Annotated in this window: 13 protein-coding genes and 1 pseudogene; 7 read left to right on the top strand and 7 right to left on the bottom strand. The window is 59.2% G+C overall.

Going from position 1 to position 15,994, the window contains the following annotated elements:
• Positions 1-352: 352 nt before the first annotated feature.
• Together BLS61_RS15425 and tnpC are read left to right on the top strand one after the other, a co-directional pair.
• A pseudogene (locus BLS61_RS15425) lies at positions 353-688 on the top strand (Tn3 family transposase); the annotation flags it as partial.
• A complete protein-coding gene (tnpC, locus tag BLS61_RS15430; protein WP_003117279.1) occupies positions 688-1,050 on the top strand; it encodes a Tn3 family transposase post-transcriptional regulator TnpC in 363 nt (120 codons plus the stop codon). The pseudogene BLS61_RS15425 and the gene tnpC, both read left to right, overlap by 1 nt.
• 29 nt (positions 1,051-1,079) lie before the next feature.
• Here the strand turns inward: tnpC and BLS61_RS15435 are convergent, their stop codons facing one another.
• Complete coding sequence (locus tag BLS61_RS15435; protein WP_021221928.1) at positions 1,080-1,934, bottom strand: sterol desaturase family protein; 855 nt, start codon at positions 1,932-1,934, stop codon at positions 1,080-1,082.
• Positions 1,935-2,007: 73 nt separating this feature from the next.
• Entirely contained in the window at positions 2,008-2,742 is a 735-nt protein-coding gene (locus tag BLS61_RS15440) for a helix-turn-helix domain-containing protein (RefSeq protein ID WP_003117280.1), read from the bottom strand.
• 706 nt (positions 2,743-3,448) lie between these two features.
• Here BLS61_RS15440 and BLS61_RS15450 point away from each other — a divergent pair.
• From BLS61_RS15450 to BLS61_RS15470, 5 genes are all read left to right on the top strand, one after another.
• Positions 3,449-4,711, top strand: a complete 1,263-nt coding sequence (locus tag BLS61_RS15450; protein WP_090432314.1) for a TolC family protein — start codon at positions 3,449-3,451, stop codon at positions 4,709-4,711.
• Entirely contained in the window at positions 4,708-6,168 is a 1,461-nt protein-coding gene (locus tag BLS61_RS15455; protein ID WP_090432316.1) for an efflux RND transporter periplasmic adaptor subunit, read from the top strand. The genes BLS61_RS15450 and BLS61_RS15455 overlap by 4 nt, the downstream gene beginning before the upstream one ends.
• On the top strand, positions 6,165-9,314 hold the full coding sequence (locus tag BLS61_RS15460; protein WP_003452300.1) for an efflux RND transporter permease subunit: 3,150 nt from the start codon (positions 6,165-6,167) through the stop codon (positions 9,312-9,314). Before BLS61_RS15455 ends, BLS61_RS15460 begins: the two co-directional genes overlap by 4 nt.
• A gap of 145 nt (positions 9,315-9,459) precedes the next feature.
• Positions 9,460-9,792: a DUF2790 domain-containing protein gene (locus BLS61_RS15465; RefSeq protein ID WP_003452302.1), complete on the top strand. Its 333-nt coding sequence runs from the start codon at positions 9,460-9,462 to the stop codon at positions 9,790-9,792.
• Between the two features lie 156 nt (positions 9,793-9,948).
• Positions 9,949-11,274, top strand: a complete 1,326-nt coding sequence (locus BLS61_RS15470) for an OprD family porin (protein WP_003452303.1) — start codon at positions 9,949-9,951, stop codon at positions 11,272-11,274.
• Between the two features lie 177 nt (positions 11,275-11,451).
• Here BLS61_RS15470 and BLS61_RS15475 read toward each other — a convergent pair whose 3' ends face one another.
• From BLS61_RS15475 to BLS61_RS15495, 5 genes are read right to left on the bottom strand one after another with little or no spacing between them, the layout of a single operon-like run.
• A complete protein-coding gene (locus BLS61_RS15475) occupies positions 11,452-11,895 on the bottom strand; it encodes a DUF411 domain-containing protein (RefSeq protein ID WP_009686151.1) in 444 nt (147 codons plus the stop codon).
• Positions 11,885-12,727: a c-type cytochrome gene (locus BLS61_RS15480; protein WP_090432318.1), complete on the bottom strand. Its 843-nt coding sequence runs from the start codon at positions 12,725-12,727 to the stop codon at positions 11,885-11,887. Before BLS61_RS15480 ends, BLS61_RS15475 begins: the two co-directional genes overlap by 11 nt.
• Before the next feature lie 9 nt (positions 12,728-12,736).
• Positions 12,737-13,828 (bottom strand): copper resistance protein B, encoded by a 1,092-nt coding sequence (locus BLS61_RS15485; RefSeq protein ID WP_024616827.1) that lies wholly within the window; start codon positions 13,826-13,828, stop codon positions 12,737-12,739.
• Positions 13,818-14,132: a hypothetical protein gene (locus BLS61_RS15490; protein WP_024616826.1), complete on the bottom strand. Its 315-nt coding sequence runs from the start codon at positions 14,130-14,132 to the stop codon at positions 13,818-13,820. Before BLS61_RS15490 ends, BLS61_RS15485 begins: the two co-directional genes overlap by 11 nt.
• 12 nt (positions 14,133-14,144) lie before the next feature.
• On the bottom strand, positions 14,145-15,968 hold the full coding sequence (locus tag BLS61_RS15495) for a copper resistance system multicopper oxidase (RefSeq protein ID WP_090432320.1): 1,824 nt from the start codon (positions 15,966-15,968) through the stop codon (positions 14,145-14,147).
• Positions 15,969-15,994: the final 26 nt, after the last annotated feature.

The raw sequence follows: 15,994 nt of genomic DNA on the forward strand, positions 1-15,994 counted from the left end.
TTTACCAACTGTCGGATACCTGCTGGTAAGCGCTTACCAGCGGGGAAAGCGAAACGGATATCGAACACCGAAGACATGATGGGGATGTTGCTCCGCGTACCACATGATGTGCGACCGGCAAAAATCACGGAACGCCTCAGTCGTCCACAGCTGACGCAACTCAGATCTGGTTAGACGTAGTGAACCATCTTCTCTGTGCTTGGAGCTAAATACTCTTCCTGTGTACGGGTTGCGCTTCGGCCATGCCCGGTTTGCATTCCGAAGATGCCCTTGCGGTTTTGAGGGGTAAGCCTACAGCCAGTCACCAGTACGGAGCGCGAAGCTCCGTACTATGAGAAACCTTCGCGCCCAGTCCTTCGGTGGCGACGTGATCGCCGAGAACGATCCGGACGAGCAACAGAAGCGACTGCGCTACAACGACATGGTGGCCTCGTCGGTGATCCTGCAGAACACTGTGGACATGATGCGGATCCTGCAGAAATTGGCCCGCGAGGGCTGGCAGTTCACCGATGAAGATGTGTCCTTCCTCAGCCCCTACCTGACCAGCAACGTCAAGCGTTTCGGCGAGTTCAACCTCAAGCTCAACCGGCCGCCGGAGCCCTGGATCAAAGACTCGGTGTTCCAGCAGGCAGCCGGGTCCATCCGCACTGGCAAGCTCGGTACTGCGGAAACCGAGGAGATGACCTGATGAACATTCCTCCTGCGTCATTTCGCGTCACGCCCTACGGCGAGGTAGATGCCGAGGCGCTGGAGCGTTTGCATGACGACTACGACACCATCCAGTTGCTGCGTCTAGTCGATGGGCTGGATCTGCTGCTGAAGGAAATGAACAACATCGGCGGCCTCAGGGATGGCCTCCTGCGGGTACATGCCATGGCGAAAACGGTGCTCGATGGTGCGGCACTATCGGTGTCTGTGACGGAAGGCGGCAGTATCTGGGAGGAAGCCGAGTCGCTTGATGAGGATCTGGTGGAACTGGGCAATTGGCTGGCCAGTGTCAGAGTTCAACTGAAACCCTTGATCGAACTCATGCCGGTCGATCCTCATTAACCAGCTAGTCGCCAGCGACACCGAGCAAGCTACTGACTTCTGAACGGCTCGACAATCTGACCCACATAGCCTGTCGGATAGTCCCGGTCACGCAGTCCTACTTCGGCGCTGCTGGGCTTGCTTGCGCTGTCATAGAAGGTTCCAAGCAGTTGATCCCACACCAGCAAGAACTCACCAAAATTGACCTGCGCATCCTCGAAGTCGCGTTTGTGATGCCAGCGGTGTGTTTCTGCAACGCCGATGACGCGCCGTAGCCAGCCCAACGAGTAGTCCAGATTTGAGTGCTGGAAGGCCAAATGTACCGTCAGGATGCCGAACCAGGTGGCCACGAGTGCAGAAGGAGTGCCCATCGCAAAGAGCACGAGCAGCCCAGGCCCTGCCATGATGGCGGCATGCAACGGGTGCCGGCGCTCGCCGTTCATCCAGTAGAGCCGCTCAGCGCTATGATGTGGCTCATGCAAGCGCCACAGCCATGGAACCTGATGGCTGAAGCGGTGCATGGCGTACAAGCTAAGGTCCAGCACGGCGGCGACAATGACTAGCTGAGCCCACAGCGGTAACTCTGTTGGGAAGACACGGAACTCTGCGGGCACCCAATCGCCCAGCCGGGCCAGCACGGTCGCCGTAATCTGGATCACGGACAGGTTCACGACCATATGGATGATATCAGTAAGGGTATCCTGGTGGTCCTCCAACCAGTCGTCACGGAACGGCTGCACGCGTTCCAGCAGCGCCACCAGCAGAATCCCTAGGGCGGCAATGATCGGCGTGCTGGGCCAATACGGAATACCCGTGTAGAGCAACCAGATCATCCAAGCTGCGGCCCCGCCCAAGATTGTTGGGTAGCTGAGCCAGCGGATCATGAACCTGAGTGAATTGCCCATCGTGAAGCCCTCCCTGAGATGACTCCACTTTGTGCCAATCACCTGTGATGGCGCTTGAACAGAAAAGCTGAATTCAGCCTTTCAGACTGACATGACCCAAGGCAGATGAGGGGTCGAGGCCAAACAGGTCGCGGAAGGTGCGGGAAAAGTGGGCAGCGTCAGCGAAGCCGGCAGCGTGGGCGGCCGCAGTCAGGTTGGCGCCGCTGGCGATATGCTGGAGCGCTATGACCAGGCGATTCCATTTCCGGTAGCTGCGCAGCGGCAGACCGGTCTGTTCGACGAACCAATGTGAGAATCGGGTAGGCGACAGATGAACGCGCTTGGCCAACGCCTGCCTGCCATTAATCGGCTCTTTTAACGCAGCGAGGACCGACTGCAGTCGCGGATCGGAGGCCGGCGGAGTCGTAAGGTTGAGAACAAGGCGCACCATTTCCCGAATTTGCTGGGCTGACGGATCGGAGCTGCTCAGCAATTTTCGCAGCGATGCTGTATCGCCCATCTGAATCGGAGTGATGCCCTCCCCGATGTTATCGGGAAGTGCTCGCGCCTCATCGGACAGCGCGTCGAGGTAGATCGACAACACTTCGTCAGCTTCGATCTGATGGGCCACCCCTGCCCTGATGCAGATGGCCCTTGCCGTCACCGACGAGGATGTACACTTCACAGTCAAGCTGCCGTTCAAGCTGACGGTAATTTGATGCGCCATGTGGCTATGCCAATCTTGGCTACCCGCCTGCCCCAGAAAAATGCCCAGCCCGGGTGAAATCCAGGCTCTGCCATGCCAGCCGATACCCTGCGTTGCGTTCATTCAGCGGCACCTCAGGGTTCCACATCCCGCTGCATTTTGTGCACTAATGAGCTTTATAGCTAATTATAGAGTGATTATAGAATCCTCTTTGGCCTGAACTCTATCGCTTGCTCGATTGAAATCTCACCCGCTACAAAATCAGCTCGCCCTGTGAGACTAGACACTCTATTTGATCCAAATCAACGAAGTGCTGTTATCGTCAAAAGGAGCATTCATGGCTCGGGGGCAATCTGCTATCGTCGGCCTATTGCCCCGCCTGGTGAATTGCTGTGCGTCGGATTGGATTGATCCTGCTAATGATTGCTAGCCTCGTGCTGCCGACCTTCGGCGGTGTGGCTTTCAGCATGCCGGCACAACCTTGCCCGATGCAGAGCGCCGATCATCAGGGCCATGCAATGGCCGATGCTCCGTGCTGCGAGCAAATGGACAAGTCTGATGGGGTGGCCAAGAAGTCCCCTTGCAAACCCGGCCAGGAATGCAAGACCGGAGGACTTCTCCAGACCACCGTGATCAAGAGCATATCCCCTCTCCCCTCACGCCCCGAGATATTGCTGACCCAGTCGGTGATTAAGCGAGAGCCCGCAGGACTCTGGCGCCCTCCTCGTTTCGTCTAATGCAGTGATCATCCCGCGCCTTACAGTCAGGCGCATCGTCGCGGTCACGTTTCGTAGTCGCGACTTCGATCAATCGCAATGGAGGCGAAAGCATGTCCGCTTTCCTTTTTCCACGCCGTGGCTTTCTCGGTGTGTTGGCTGCCGCATTCTGGGCAGCTCCCTGGCTTGCCGCGCAGGCGCAGCCCCTAACTTTCGAACGAGCCCAAGCTCTGGCCGAGCAGAGTGCCCCTGAGAACCTCGCGCGCCAGGCGCAGATGGCATCGGCACAGCAGGCTGTCGAGCCCGCAGACGCCCTGCCCGATCCCAAGCTGATTCTAGGCATCGACAACCTGCCGATCGAAGGCCCTGACCGTTACACGCTTAATCGTGACTCCATGACCATGCGCCGCATTGGGTTCATGCAGGAAGTCCCCAACAGTGACAAGCGTCAGGCTCGGCGCCAGTTGGCCGAGGCTTCAGTAGGCCGAGCCGAGGCCGAGCAGCGTGCCATGCAGTTGGAGATCAAGCGCCAGACGGCAGTGAGCTGGCTGGATGTGTACTACGCCGAACGCAGTGTTGGCCTCTTCGATCAACTGGACCGTCAGATCGAGATGCTCCGCTCGACCGTGCAATCGCTGATTGCCGGCGGTAGTGCTCAGCCTGGCGAGCTGTTGCAGGCCGACCAGGAAGCTTTGGCGTTACAAGATCGGCGAGATGAACTGAATCGCGATGTGGCAGTAGCTCGTGCCAAGCTGCGCCGCTGGATAGGCAACGAGGCTGACCAGCCTTTGCAAGGAGGTGTTCCCAGTCTGAACCTGGTGGCACCGCACCTGCAGCAACGCATTGCCTCACACCCTGAGTTGCGCGCTGCCTCCGCCCGAGTCGGCGAGGCTAGCGCCGAGCTGAACGAGGCCATCGCCGAGAAGACCCCCGACTGGGGTGTTGAGTTTGCCTACAACAATCGCGACAACCAGTTCGGCGATATGGTGATGGTGCAATTTACCTTCGACCTGCCGTTGTTCGTAGGCACACGTCAGGGGCCCAAGATCAACGCCAGACAACAAAGCGTGTCGCAGATGGAAGCCGAGCAGGAAGCATTACTGCGCGCCCATCAGGCTGAGCTGGAAGGCGGTATTGCCGAGCTTGAGCAACTGCGCAGGACCTTGTCACGCACCGAAAAAACCTTGATCCCGCTTGCAAGCAAACGTGCCGATCTCGAACTGGCCGCCTACCAAGCCGGTAACAGCCAGCTCACATCCGTTATTACTGCCCAGCGCGACCTGATTGATGCGCAACTGCGGCAGATTGAACAACAGCGCAAGTTGAGCCAGCTCTCCGCAAGCCTGTACTACGCCTATGTGGAGGGCCTGAAATGAAGATATCGACATTTGGTTTTGCGGTCGCCGTGCTGACCGTGGGCATTGGCGCGGCGGGCGGTGGCTACTGGCTGGCCCAGCGGCAAGCCAAACACGAGCTACTGCCTAGCTCCGCACCGACGGACGAGCGCAAGGTGCTCTATTGGTACGACCCGATGCAGCCTGAGCAGCGCTTCGATAAACCGGGCAAGTCACCTTTCATGGATATGGAGCTTGTCCCTAAATACGCAGGATCCGAGCAAGATCCGTCTGTCCTGAGCGTCCCCGCTCAAGCCGTGCAGAACCTCGGAATGCGGACCTCGACGGTGATCCGCGGTGTACTGCCCTCGGATATCGAGGTGGTCGGCTCCCTGGCCTATAACCAGCGAGAGGTAGCGAACCTCCAGGCCCGCGCTGGCGGATTCGTCGAGCGGGTTTACGGGCGTGCCCCTGGCGATGTACTGCCAGCTGGAACACCCCTGGTCGACCTGCTGATTCCCGAGTGGTCCGCCGCGCAGTTGGAGTTCCTCGCGGTACTGCGTACCGGTGACGCCCGCTTGATCACTGCGGCCCAAGAGCGCCTCCGCCTGCTCGGCATGCCACAAGCGTTGATAGAGCAGGTTCGCCGCAGCGGCAAACCGCGGGCAGTGCAAACCCTCACCACACCTATCAGCGGCGAGCTCCAAGCCTTGCAGGTACGCGCCGGGATGACCGTTGAAGCCGGGCAGGATCTGGCGTTGATCAACGGGCTGTCCAGTGTCTGGCTCGATGCGGCGATACCCGAGGCCATGGCCGGAAGTATCCAGGTCGGGGACGAGATCCGCGCCAACCTGACGGCCTTTCCTGATCGACCGCTGCTGGGCCGCGTCATAGCCTTGCTGCCGAGTGCCGATCCGCAAACGCGCACGCTCACGGTACGCAGCGAGCTACCCAACCCTGCCGGTAAGTTGCGCCCCGGCATGTTCGCCGCCGTACGCCTGAACAGTGCCGTCGAACAATCCACGCTTCTTGTGCCGAGTGAAGCCGTGATTCGCACCGGGAAGCGTGCATTGGTGATGCTGGCCGAAGGCGACGGACGCTACCGTCCCCAGGAAATCACCTTGGGCCGCGAGGCCGATGGGCGTCTGGAGGTGTTTTCCGGTCTTGAGGAAGGTCAGGCGGTCGTTACCTCCGGCCAGTTCCTCATCGATTCGGAAGCCAGCCTGCAGGGCATCCTGGCCGGCAATGCAGAACAGGACAGCACGGATGGGCTGCATGTGTCTCACGGCGTTATTCGCGCACTGGACGGGAAACAAGTCACCCTGGAGCATGGCCCCTTCGAGAGCCTGAATATGCCAGGTATGACCATGGCTTTTCCTCTGGTCAGCTCCGAAGTAGCTGTGGGACTTAAGCCAGGAGATCACGTACGCATCGCCGCACGTCAGACAAACTCCGGCCTGCTGATCGAGCAGCTCCGCAAGGAAGGAGACCAGCCATGATCGCGCGCCTGATCCATTGGTCGATCGGCAACCGCTTCCTGGTACTGCTGGCCACCCTGTTCATCACCGCCCTGGGCCTCTGGTCGCTGCGCAACACGCCGTTGGATGCACTGCCGGACCTATCTGACACCCAGGTCATCATCAGAACCAGCTTTCCCGGACAGGCACCGCAGATCGTCGAGAACCAGGTGACCTACCCACTGGCCACAACCATGCTCTCGGTACCGGGGGCGAAGACGGTGCGCGGCTACTCGTTCTTCGGCGACTCCTTCGTCTACGTGCTGTTCGAGGACGACACCGACCTCTACTGGGCGCGCTCGCGGGTGCTGGAGTACCTCAACCAGGCGCAGGAACGCCTGCCCGAGGGTGTTACCACCACCCTTGGGCCGGATGCCACCGGCGTGGGCTGGATCTACCAGTACGCCTTGGTCGACCGCAGCGGCCAGCATGATCTTGCCCAGCTGCGGGCACTGCAGGACTGGTTCCTCAAGTACGAACTCAAGAGCCTGCCCAACGTAGCCGAAGTGGCCACCCTCGGCGGCATGGTCAAGCAATACCAAGTGCTGCTCGATCCGCAGAAGCTGGTGGCTTATGGGGTAACTCAGCAGGAGGTCGAAGCGGCGCTGAAGAGCGCCAATCAGGAAACCGGCGGCGCCATCCTGGAGCTGGCAGAGCGCGAGTACATGGTGCGGGCTTCAGGCTATCTAGAGAGCCTGGCGGATTTCCGCAATGTGCCGCTGCGGGCTTCGGCCAGCGGAGTTCCGGTGCTGCTGGGTCAGGTGGCCACCATTCAGCTGGGGCCAGAGATGCGTCGTGGCATTGCCGAGCTGGATGGCCAGGGTGAAGTGGTAGGCGGCGTGGTCATCTTGCGCTCCGGAAAGAATGCCCGCGATACCATCGCCGCGGTGAAGACCAAGCTGGACAGCCTGAAGGGCAGCTTGCCGGCCGGCGTCGAGGTGGTCACCACCTATGACCGTTCGCAATTGATCGACCGCGCCATCGATAACCTCAGCTACAAGCTGCTGGAAGAGTTCGCGGTGGTTGCCCTGGTTTGCCTGATCTTCCTCTGGCACCTGCGCTCGTCGCTGGTCGCGATCATCACCCTGCCCCTGGGCATCCTGATGGCCTTCATCGTCATGCGCTACCAGGGCGTCAATGCCAACATCATGTCGCTCGGCGGGATCGCAATCGCCATCGGCGCCATGGTCGATGCCGCCGTGGTGATGATCGAGAACGCGCACAAGCACATCGAGGCCTGGAAGGCTCGACACCCCGGTGAACCGCTTCAGGGCGAGGCGCACTGGCGGGTGATCGGCGAAGCTGCGGCCGAGGTCGGGCCGGCGCTGTTCTTCAGCCTTTTGATCATCACCCTGTCTTTCCTCCCGGTCTTCACCCTGGAGGCCCAGGAGGGTCGCCTGTTTGGCCCGCTGGCATTCACCAAGACCTATGCCATGGCTGCCGCTGCTGGCCTCTCGATCACCTTGGTACCGGTGCTGATGGGCTATTGGATTCGTGGGCATATCCCCAGCGAACAACAGAACCCCTTGAATCGTTGGCTGATCGGTGCATACCGGCCGGTGCTGGAGTGGGTGCTGGCTTGGCCTAAGGTGACCCTAGCGCTGGCCTTGCTAGTGTTTTTGTCCAGTCTCTGGCCCCTCAGCAGACTCGGAGGAGAGTTTCTACCGCCGATGGACGAGGGCGACTTGTTGTACATGCCATCAGCCCTGCCCGGCTTGCCGGCCAGCAAGGCCACCCAGCTGCTGCAGCAAACCAACCGGATGATCCTCACGGTGCCCGAAGTGGCACGGGTATTCGGCAAGGCCGGGCGAGCAGAGACCGCCACCGATCCAGCACCGCTGGAAATGTTCGAGACCACGGTGCAGTTCAAACCACGCGATCAATGGCGCGCGGGGATGACACCCGAAAAGCTGATCGAGGAACTGGATCGCGCGGTAAAAGTTCCGGGGCTGTCCAATATCTGGGTGCCGCCCATCCGCAACCGCATCGACATGCTGGCGACGGGGATCAAGAGCCCCATTGGGGTGAAAGTGTCCGGAACCTCCTTGGTCGACATCGAGCGCATAACGCGCGATATCGAGGCCGTGGCCAAAGAGGTGCCTGGGGTGAGTTCGGCCTTGGCAGAACGCCTTACTGGCGGCCGTTACGTGGACATCCAGATCGATCGACTGGCCGCGGCGCGCTATGGCCTGAGCATCGCCGATGTGCAGGCGGTGGTATCGGGCGCCATCGGCGGCAGCAATATTGGTGAGACGGTTGAAGGACTGGCCCGCTTCCCGATCAACCTGCGCTATCCCAAGGAGTGGCGAGACAGTCCGCAGGCACTACGGCGTATGCCGATCCTCACGCAAGCCGGCCAGCAGATCACCTTGGGCACCGTCGCCCAGGTTAGTCTGACCGAAGGGCCGCCAATGCTGCGCAGCGAGAACGGGCGTCTGTCCGGTTGGGTCTATGTCGATGTCCGTGGGCGCGACCTGGCATCGACCGTGCGCGAGTTGCAGCAACGCGTAGCTGAGCAGGTACAACTCGATGCTGGCATGACCGTCTCCTACTCCGGTCAGTTCGAGTTCCTGGAGCGCGCCAATGCACGGCTGGCCTGGGTGGTACCGGCGACCTTGTTGATCATCTTCGTGCTGCTTTACCTGACCTTCAGCCGCTTCGGTGAGGCCCTACTGATCATGGCAACCCTGCCCTTCGCCCTATCGGGCGGCATCTGGCTGCTCTACTGGTTCGGCTTCAACCTGTCGGTTGCCACTGGGGTCGGCTTTATCGCCTTGGCCGGCGTCTCGGCGGAATTTGGGGTGATCATGCTGCTGTACCTGAAGAATGCCTGGCATGCACGTATGGATGCCGGGCGCAGCGGTGACCCGGCACTACTGGAGGCAATTCGTGAAGGCGCAGTGCTGCGCGTGCGGCCCAAGGTGATGACGGTGGCCGTGATCATCGCCGGCCTGTTGCCAATCCTCTGGGGCGGAGGTGCCGGATCTGAAGTGATGAAGCGCATCGCCGCGCCCATGGTCGGCGGCATGATTACCGCGCCGCTGATGTCCATGTTGGTTTTGCCGGCCGCGTACTGGCTGATGCGAAGGCAGCGTACACAGAAGGTTCGCGCACCGCAGGAGCTATAGCTTTACAAACCCGGGCAAGCCACGCGCCAAGCTGACTCGCCCGGGTAACGCGGCAGGAAGCATTACGGCGATGTAACTTTGACTTCATTTTTATGACAGGTTGAGCGGATATATTTTAATCACCACCTTGAAGGAGTGATTAAACATGAAAAGCCTCAAAGTTATTGCAGCCCTTGCCGCTATGGTTGTTTCCTCTGCCACTCTGGCAGAAGGCGGCGCTGATCGTGTTTATGGTCGGATGATTCAGGCCAATGAGCAGGCCATGCAAGAGTATGCTGCCGCTAACGGAAAGAATCCGCCTGAAGTTATTCATTACCGCTACGGCATGAAGCTCGATATCGCCAGGGTCGTGGCCACTACCTCAACGGACTCTAGCTGCAATGTGATGCCAGCCCAGATGACCTACGAGGACTCCAACGGCGATCTGAATATTCTTGAATACCGTGCAGCCGGAACAGGTTGCCGGAACCAAAACTAATAAATGACATCGCGCTGACTGAAAAGTAATTTTCAAGTCACCCTGACGTTATTTGGCATGTGGAAATATGGCCAAGGCGCGCCTGGTTATGCCCGGCGCGCTTGGCACATATATGCAACCACACCATGACAACTGCCAATAACATCAGGAGCATTTATGAATAACAGAACCCTGTTAGGACTTTCTCTACTCGCTCTGAGCATCAGTACCGGGCAAGCTGCAATGGCCGCCGACGAGAAAGGCGAGGGATTTATCGAAGGCAGCAGCCTGACCATCCTCAATCGAAATCTCTACTTCAACCGTGACTTCCGCAAAGGCCAGTCCAGCAGCTCGGGTAATGGCTATTCGGAAGAGTGGGCGCATGGCGTGATAGGCCGATTCGAGTCTGGCTTCACCGAGGGCACCATAGGCTTCGGTGTCGATGCCTTTGCCATGCTAGGACTCAAACTTGACACCGGCGACGGCCGTTCAGGAGCCGGTGGCTCAGTCGATGTGCTGCCTTACAACAGCCTCGGGCAGGCTGAGGATAACTACTCCAAACTGGGTGGCGCGGTGAAAGCTCGGTTCATGGATACCGAGATCAAGGTAGGCGACGTCTTTCCTGTCAGCCCTGTCGTCCAATACGGTGATGCGCGGCTTTTACCGGAGAGTTTCCGAGGTATCACCGTGCTCAACAGCAGCGTGGAAGGACTGTCGCTTCAAGGTGGTCGCCTCCACTCGATGAGCCAACCCAATACCAGCAGCATGCGCGACGGCTTCGCTACCTTCTACGCAGGCGAAGTGGACTCGCCATGGATCGCCTATTTCGGTGGTGATTACACGCTTAATGACAACGTCGGCTTTAGTCTCTACACCAGCCGCCTCAAGGATGCCTGGAATCAATATTACGCGGGCACCACGCTGAGCTACCCGCTTGCGGACGATGTCGCCTTGATCGGCGGGCTGAACTACTACAAGGCGGTCGATGAAGGGAAGCAGCTCCTCGGGAGCTTCGATAACAACATCTGGAGCGGCAAGGTCGGCATCCAATTCGGCGCTCACACAGTGCTGGTGGGTCTCCAGCGCAACAATGGCGATGATGACTTCGACTACTTGCGCCAATCGGACTCCATCTACCTCGACAACTCCATCCAGTACAGCGACTTCAACTCGCCGAAGGAGAAGTCATGGCAAGTGCGCTATGACCTGGATATGGAGCCTTTCGGTGTGCCTGGGTTGAGCTTCATGACTCGATATGCCCAAGGCTGGGATGCCGACTACAGCAAGGCCAACGAAGTCTATATGCGCCGTGATGACAACGGCGATCCGTTGACCAACCAGAAGCGCTGGGAGCGGGACATCGAGGCCAAGTACGTTGTGCAGACTGGATCACTGAAGGATATGTCTTTCCGTGTTCGCCAAATGACCACTCGCGCGACCGATTACGAGTCGGATCTGGATGAAGTCCGCCTGATTGTCGAGTACCCGCTGGAAGTTCTCTAACCCTGGCAAGCGGGCGGGTTGATTGCCCGCTCGCGCCTTGGTCCTGCTGTCCCCTCATAGTGCTCCTTTGGTTTGGAGACAGCCCTTGGCGCCCTCGGGCGCCTTTTTTACTTAGGTTAAAGGGCGTATGAAAAAGAGTCGGCCACTACACACAAGCGGCCGTGCTGGCAGGCAGTACTACTGAGCGGGATATTCTGCAACGACCTGATCAGACCCCGCCTTGGTCAAGCCAATGACCTGGTAGGCATGCTGTACGCCATCGACTTCCATACCGGGGGAGCCCGCCGGCATCCCGGGAACAGCGATGCCCACGAGATCATCGCGCTTGGTGAGCTCGATGACCTGAGCCGCCGGCACATGACCTTCGACGAACTTGCCGTCAATCACCGCGGTGTGACAAGACGCCAACCGCGGCGCAACGCCCAGACTTTGCTTCACTGCCGACATGTTGCTTTCGACATGGTCGACGACTTTGAAGCCATTCGCTTCGAGGTGTGAAATCCACTTCTTGCAACATCCGCAATTGGCATCACGATGGACATCAATCGTCAGGGCATCAGCTGCTTGAACTGCAGATGTGACGGAGAGAGCGGCCAGCAAGGCCAGATATTTAGCTTTCATGCACGTGCTCTTTGCCATCGGCGTGGGTGTGGGTCTTGGGCGAGGCATTCGGAGTTTGCTCGGAATGATGGTCTCCGCCGCTTGGGGCGGCCTCATCCCCGGCATGGTGATCATCGCCACTCATGTCCGAATGGTGACCTGCCTCAGGTGCGGAGCCACCCTCGCTATCAGTAGCCGCGGCATCGTGATGGCCAGGCTCTCCGGCATCACCTGTTCCATGATGGTCTTCGCCACCGCCGCTATTGCCATGATGGCCAGGCTTGTTGTCGCCGTGCTGACCTTCATGATTGTGCATTTGCGTTTCCCCACCACCATGCTGATGGCCGCCACTGGATGCGACGAGTGCTTGGTATTGCTTGGCATCCATCGTCGGCAATTGGTCAATGAAGGCAACCATGCCCCAGATGTACTCATCGCCCATGCTCTTGCCCCACGCAGGCATACCCGTTGCCTTGATGCCATGCTTGATCACCCAGAACGCTGCTGACGGATTGCCATCGACACCGATCTTGGCGAGGTTGGGGGGCGCAGGATAAAGCGATTGGCTTAGCTCGGTCTCCGCCACACCTGGCGCCAAATGACAGCCGATACACATGGAGTTGTAGTTGCCCGCACCGGCGCGAATAAGAGCTTGATCATCCAGGTTGGGAACCTCGATGTTCCGCGAACGGACTTCGATAGAGCGGTCACGGGCCATCGTGAGAAACGCATTCACTGCAGGAAAATGGGGATCGTCGGCCCCCACGTTGACCACGCCAAAGTAGGCACCGGCCAGGACAGCTGTGCTACCGACCACGCCGGCCGCCACCAAAGTTTTAATTGTTCTTTTCATGTCAGGTTCTCAAAACCACATCCGGATACCGGCGACAAAACGCGCCTCGTCTACATCACCGCCCTCGTCGCGCACCATGTCTGCCGTGTTGCCATAGGAGCGGCTCCAAGAAACCCCGATATAGGGGGCAAACTGCCGGACAATCTCGTAACGCAGACGTAAACCGAGCTCGGTATTGGCCAACCCGGACCCCACACCTCGCTCAGGATCGTTCTTGCCGTAGAAGTTCATTTCGGCAGTTGGCTGGAGAATCAGCCGGTTGGTCAGCAGAATGTCGTACTCGCCCTCCAGTCGGGCAGCAGTTTGGCCATTCTCGCCGACGAAGGCCGTGGCTTCGGCCTCAAAGGCGTAAAGCGCCATGCCCTGGATACCGAAGGCGGCCCAAGTCTGCGGCGACTCCGGTTTGAAGTCCTGGCGGACGCCCGCGACGACATCCCACCAAGGGCCGATCGAGCGGCCGTACAGCAGCTGTAATTCAGCGTCCTCGGTAACGCCGTTGGTACGCTCGCCTTCGGAGCGGAACCAGACCCGGTTGATATCACCGCCTACCCAACCCGACGCATCCCAGGCCAGGGTGCTGCCCTCATCTGCGTCTTGGTATTCGAGCTGATCGAGCAGGAAAAAGCTGTTGATGGCGCTGTCATGCACCTTGTGGCCAGGCAGTGGCGGGAAAGCCGCTTGGCGATCAGCATCCGTCAGAACGGGAATCGGCGTACGACTGGTAGTTCTCGGGGCTTCAGCGGAGCCATGGTTCATCTTCGAATGATCCATGCCCTCCATCTGTCCCTGCATGGTGCCGTGTCCCATCTTGCTGTGGTCCATGGCTGGGGCCTTCTCTTGGCTCTGGCTGTGGCCCATCTGGCTATGGTCCATGCTGCCCGATTCGCTCTGCATGGCACCATGATCCATCTTGCTGTGATCCATGCCCTCCATCGGCGCTTTGGCGGAACCGTGGCCCATCTGGCTGTGGTCCATCGACATGGAGCCGTGCCCCATTGCCGAATGATCCATTTCTTCCGCAGCCTGGGTAACGCCGCCGCTGAGTGCACTCAGCGACACGACCAGCGCTATGAGGGACGGGCGTGAAAACCTAGTGGTCATGGTTCGAACCTGCTTCGGCTTCGGTGCCGCCATGCTTATCCATCATCTTCTCGTGCCCCATATCGTCATGGTTCATGCCCTCATGATCCATGGTGCCATGATCCATCTGCTGGCCAGCGGCCTTGCCTTTCGATTGATCTGCAGGCTTGTCACTGATGGCCTCGGGCGCAGCCGACTCGGCAGCATGTTGTTCGTGCTCGCTGTGCCCCTCACCTGCCAATGACGTCGGCGCATACAAAGCAGCCAAAAAACTGAACATCGCTGCGCTGCCAAACAGGGCATTACGCTTCATAAAAGTACTCATCAGAAATCTCCTTTACTCATCCACACGGACTTCACGGAACATGCCCATTTCCATGTGGAGCAACAGGTGGCAGTGGTAGGCCCAACGCCCCAACGCATCGGCGGTCACCCGATAGCTGCGCTTGGAACCTGGCGGCATGTCGATGGTGTGTTTACGCACCAGGAAATTGCCGTTCGCATCCTCCAGATCACTCCACATGCCATGAAGATGGATCGGGTGAGTCATCATGGTGTCGTTGACCAGCGTGATGCGAACACGCTCGCCGTACTTGAGGCGTAGAGGCTCGGCGTCAGAGAACTTGATTCCATCGAAGGACCAGGAGAATTTCTCCATATGCCCGGTGAGGTGCAGCTCGATGGTGCGACTTGGCTCACGCCCGTCCGGATCAGGGAAGGTGCTGCGCAGGTCAGAGTACGTCAGCACGCGCCGGCCGTTATCACGCAGGCCGATACCTGGGTCGTCCAGCTTGTGCGTCGGCGTCATGGTCTGCATGTCGACCAAAGGATTGTTGGTCTCTGAGGCCGGGTGTGCCTGCATGTTGCCAGCCATGCCAGCCATGCCAGCCATGCCAGCCATGTTTGAATGATCCATTCCGGCCATCTGGCTGTGATCCATACCAGCCATGCCACCCTGCATGCTGCCATGATCCATTCCCGCCATATTGCCCTGATCCATCCCGGCCATGTTCCCGTGATCCATACCGCCCATGCTGCCGTGATCCATACCCATGTCGCCCATGGCAATCAGCGGACGCGGGTCGGGGCTGGGTACTGGTGCACTCAACCCCTCCTGTACAGCAAGGGTGCCGCGCGCATAGCCAGTGCGATCCATGGATTGTGCAAACACGGTATACGCCTGTTCGCTGTCTGGTTCGACGATCACGTCGTAGGTCTCGGCCACGGCGATACGGAACTCGTCGACGCTGACCGGTTTGACGTGCAGACCATCGGCCGCAACCACAGTCATCTTCAGGCCCGGGATGCGCACATCGAAATAGGTCATCGCCGAGGCGTTGATGAAGCGCAGGCGGATCTTTTCGCCTGGTTTGAATATGCCGGTCCAGTTGCCATTGGGTGCCTGGCCATTCATCAGGTAGGTGTAGGTGTAGCCACTGACGTCAGCGAGATCCGTCGGGCTCATCTTCATCTCGGCCCACATCTTGCGATCGGCTACGGCGGCGGACCAACCCATCTCGCTTACGTCATCGATGAAGTCACCAACGGTGCGTTTGTGCTGGTTGTAGTAGTCCGACTGTTTCTTGAGCTTGGCCAGTACCCGCGTTGGATTTTCATCCGTCCAGTCGCTCAGCAACACGACGTAATCACGGTCGTAACTGAAGGGCTCGGGCTCCTTGGCATCGATGACCAGCGCGCCGTATACGCCGACCTGCTCCTGCAGCCCCGAGTGACTGTGATACCAGTAGGTACCGTTCTGGTTGACCTTGAACTTGTACTCATACATGCCGTCAGGGGCGATGCCATGGAAGCTCAGGCCAGGAACACCATCCATGTTCGCCGGCAGGATGATGCCGTGCCAATGGATGGAGGTGTCCTCCTTGAGGCGGTTGCGCACGCGCAATGTGACGGTATCGCCTTCGCGCCAACGAAGAATCGGCCCAGGGAGCGAGCCGTTGATGGTCATGGCCGTGCGCGCTGCGCCGGTGATGTTCACCGGGGTTTCACCGATGAATAGGTCGAATTCGTTACCAGTCAGTACGTTGGGCTGGCCGGGGCTGTTCACCGCCCAGACCGGCGTGCGCCACAGGCCAAGTCCGCCGATAATACCGGTGGCTGCCAGGCCTTTGACGAAGGTGCGCCTTGTGGTTTTGCTTTGCATGCCGTTTTGTCCAATCCGTCAAATGA

The sequence above is a fragment of the Ectopseudomonas guguanensis genome, assembly GCF_900104265.1.
GTDB lineage: Bacteria > Pseudomonadota > Gammaproteobacteria > Pseudomonadales > Pseudomonadaceae > Aquipseudomonas > Aquipseudomonas guguanensis.

Coding starts and splice junctions, on each gene's coding strand:
- tnpC (WP_003117279.1), top strand. CDS start 688: ATGAACATTCCTCCTGCGTCATTTCGCGTCACGCCCTACGGCGAGGTA.
- BLS61_RS15435 (WP_021221928.1), bottom strand. CDS start 1,934: ATGGGCAATTCACTCAGGTTCATGATCCGCTGGCTCAGCTACCCAACA.
- BLS61_RS15440 (WP_003117280.1), bottom strand. CDS start 2,742: ATGAACGCAACGCAGGGTATCGGCTGGCATGGCAGAGCCTGGATTTCA.
- BLS61_RS15450 (WP_090432314.1), top strand. CDS start 3,449: ATGTCCGCTTTCCTTTTTCCACGCCGTGGCTTTCTCGGTGTGTTGGCT.
- BLS61_RS15455 (WP_090432316.1), top strand. CDS start 4,708: ATGAAGATATCGACATTTGGTTTTGCGGTCGCCGTGCTGACCGTGGGC.
- BLS61_RS15460 (WP_003452300.1), top strand. CDS start 6,165: ATGATCGCGCGCCTGATCCATTGGTCGATCGGCAACCGCTTCCTGGTA.
- BLS61_RS15465 (WP_003452302.1), top strand. CDS start 9,460: ATGAAAAGCCTCAAAGTTATTGCAGCCCTTGCCGCTATGGTTGTTTCC.
- BLS61_RS15470 (WP_003452303.1), top strand. CDS start 9,949: ATGAATAACAGAACCCTGTTAGGACTTTCTCTACTCGCTCTGAGCATC.
- BLS61_RS15475 (WP_009686151.1), bottom strand. CDS start 11,895: ATGAAAGCTAAATATCTGGCCTTGCTGGCCGCTCTCTCCGTCACATCT.
- BLS61_RS15480 (WP_090432318.1), bottom strand. CDS start 12,727: ATGAAAAGAACAATTAAAACTTTGGTGGCGGCCGGCGTGGTCGGTAGC.
- BLS61_RS15485 (WP_024616827.1), bottom strand. CDS start 13,828: ATGACCACTAGGTTTTCACGCCCGTCCCTCATAGCGCTGGTCGTGTCG.
- BLS61_RS15490 (WP_024616826.1), bottom strand. CDS start 14,132: ATGAGTACTTTTATGAAGCGTAATGCCCTGTTTGGCAGCGCAGCGATG.
- BLS61_RS15495 (WP_090432320.1), bottom strand. CDS start 15,968: ATGCAAAGCAAAACCACAAGGCGCACCTTCGTCAAAGGCCTGGCAGCC.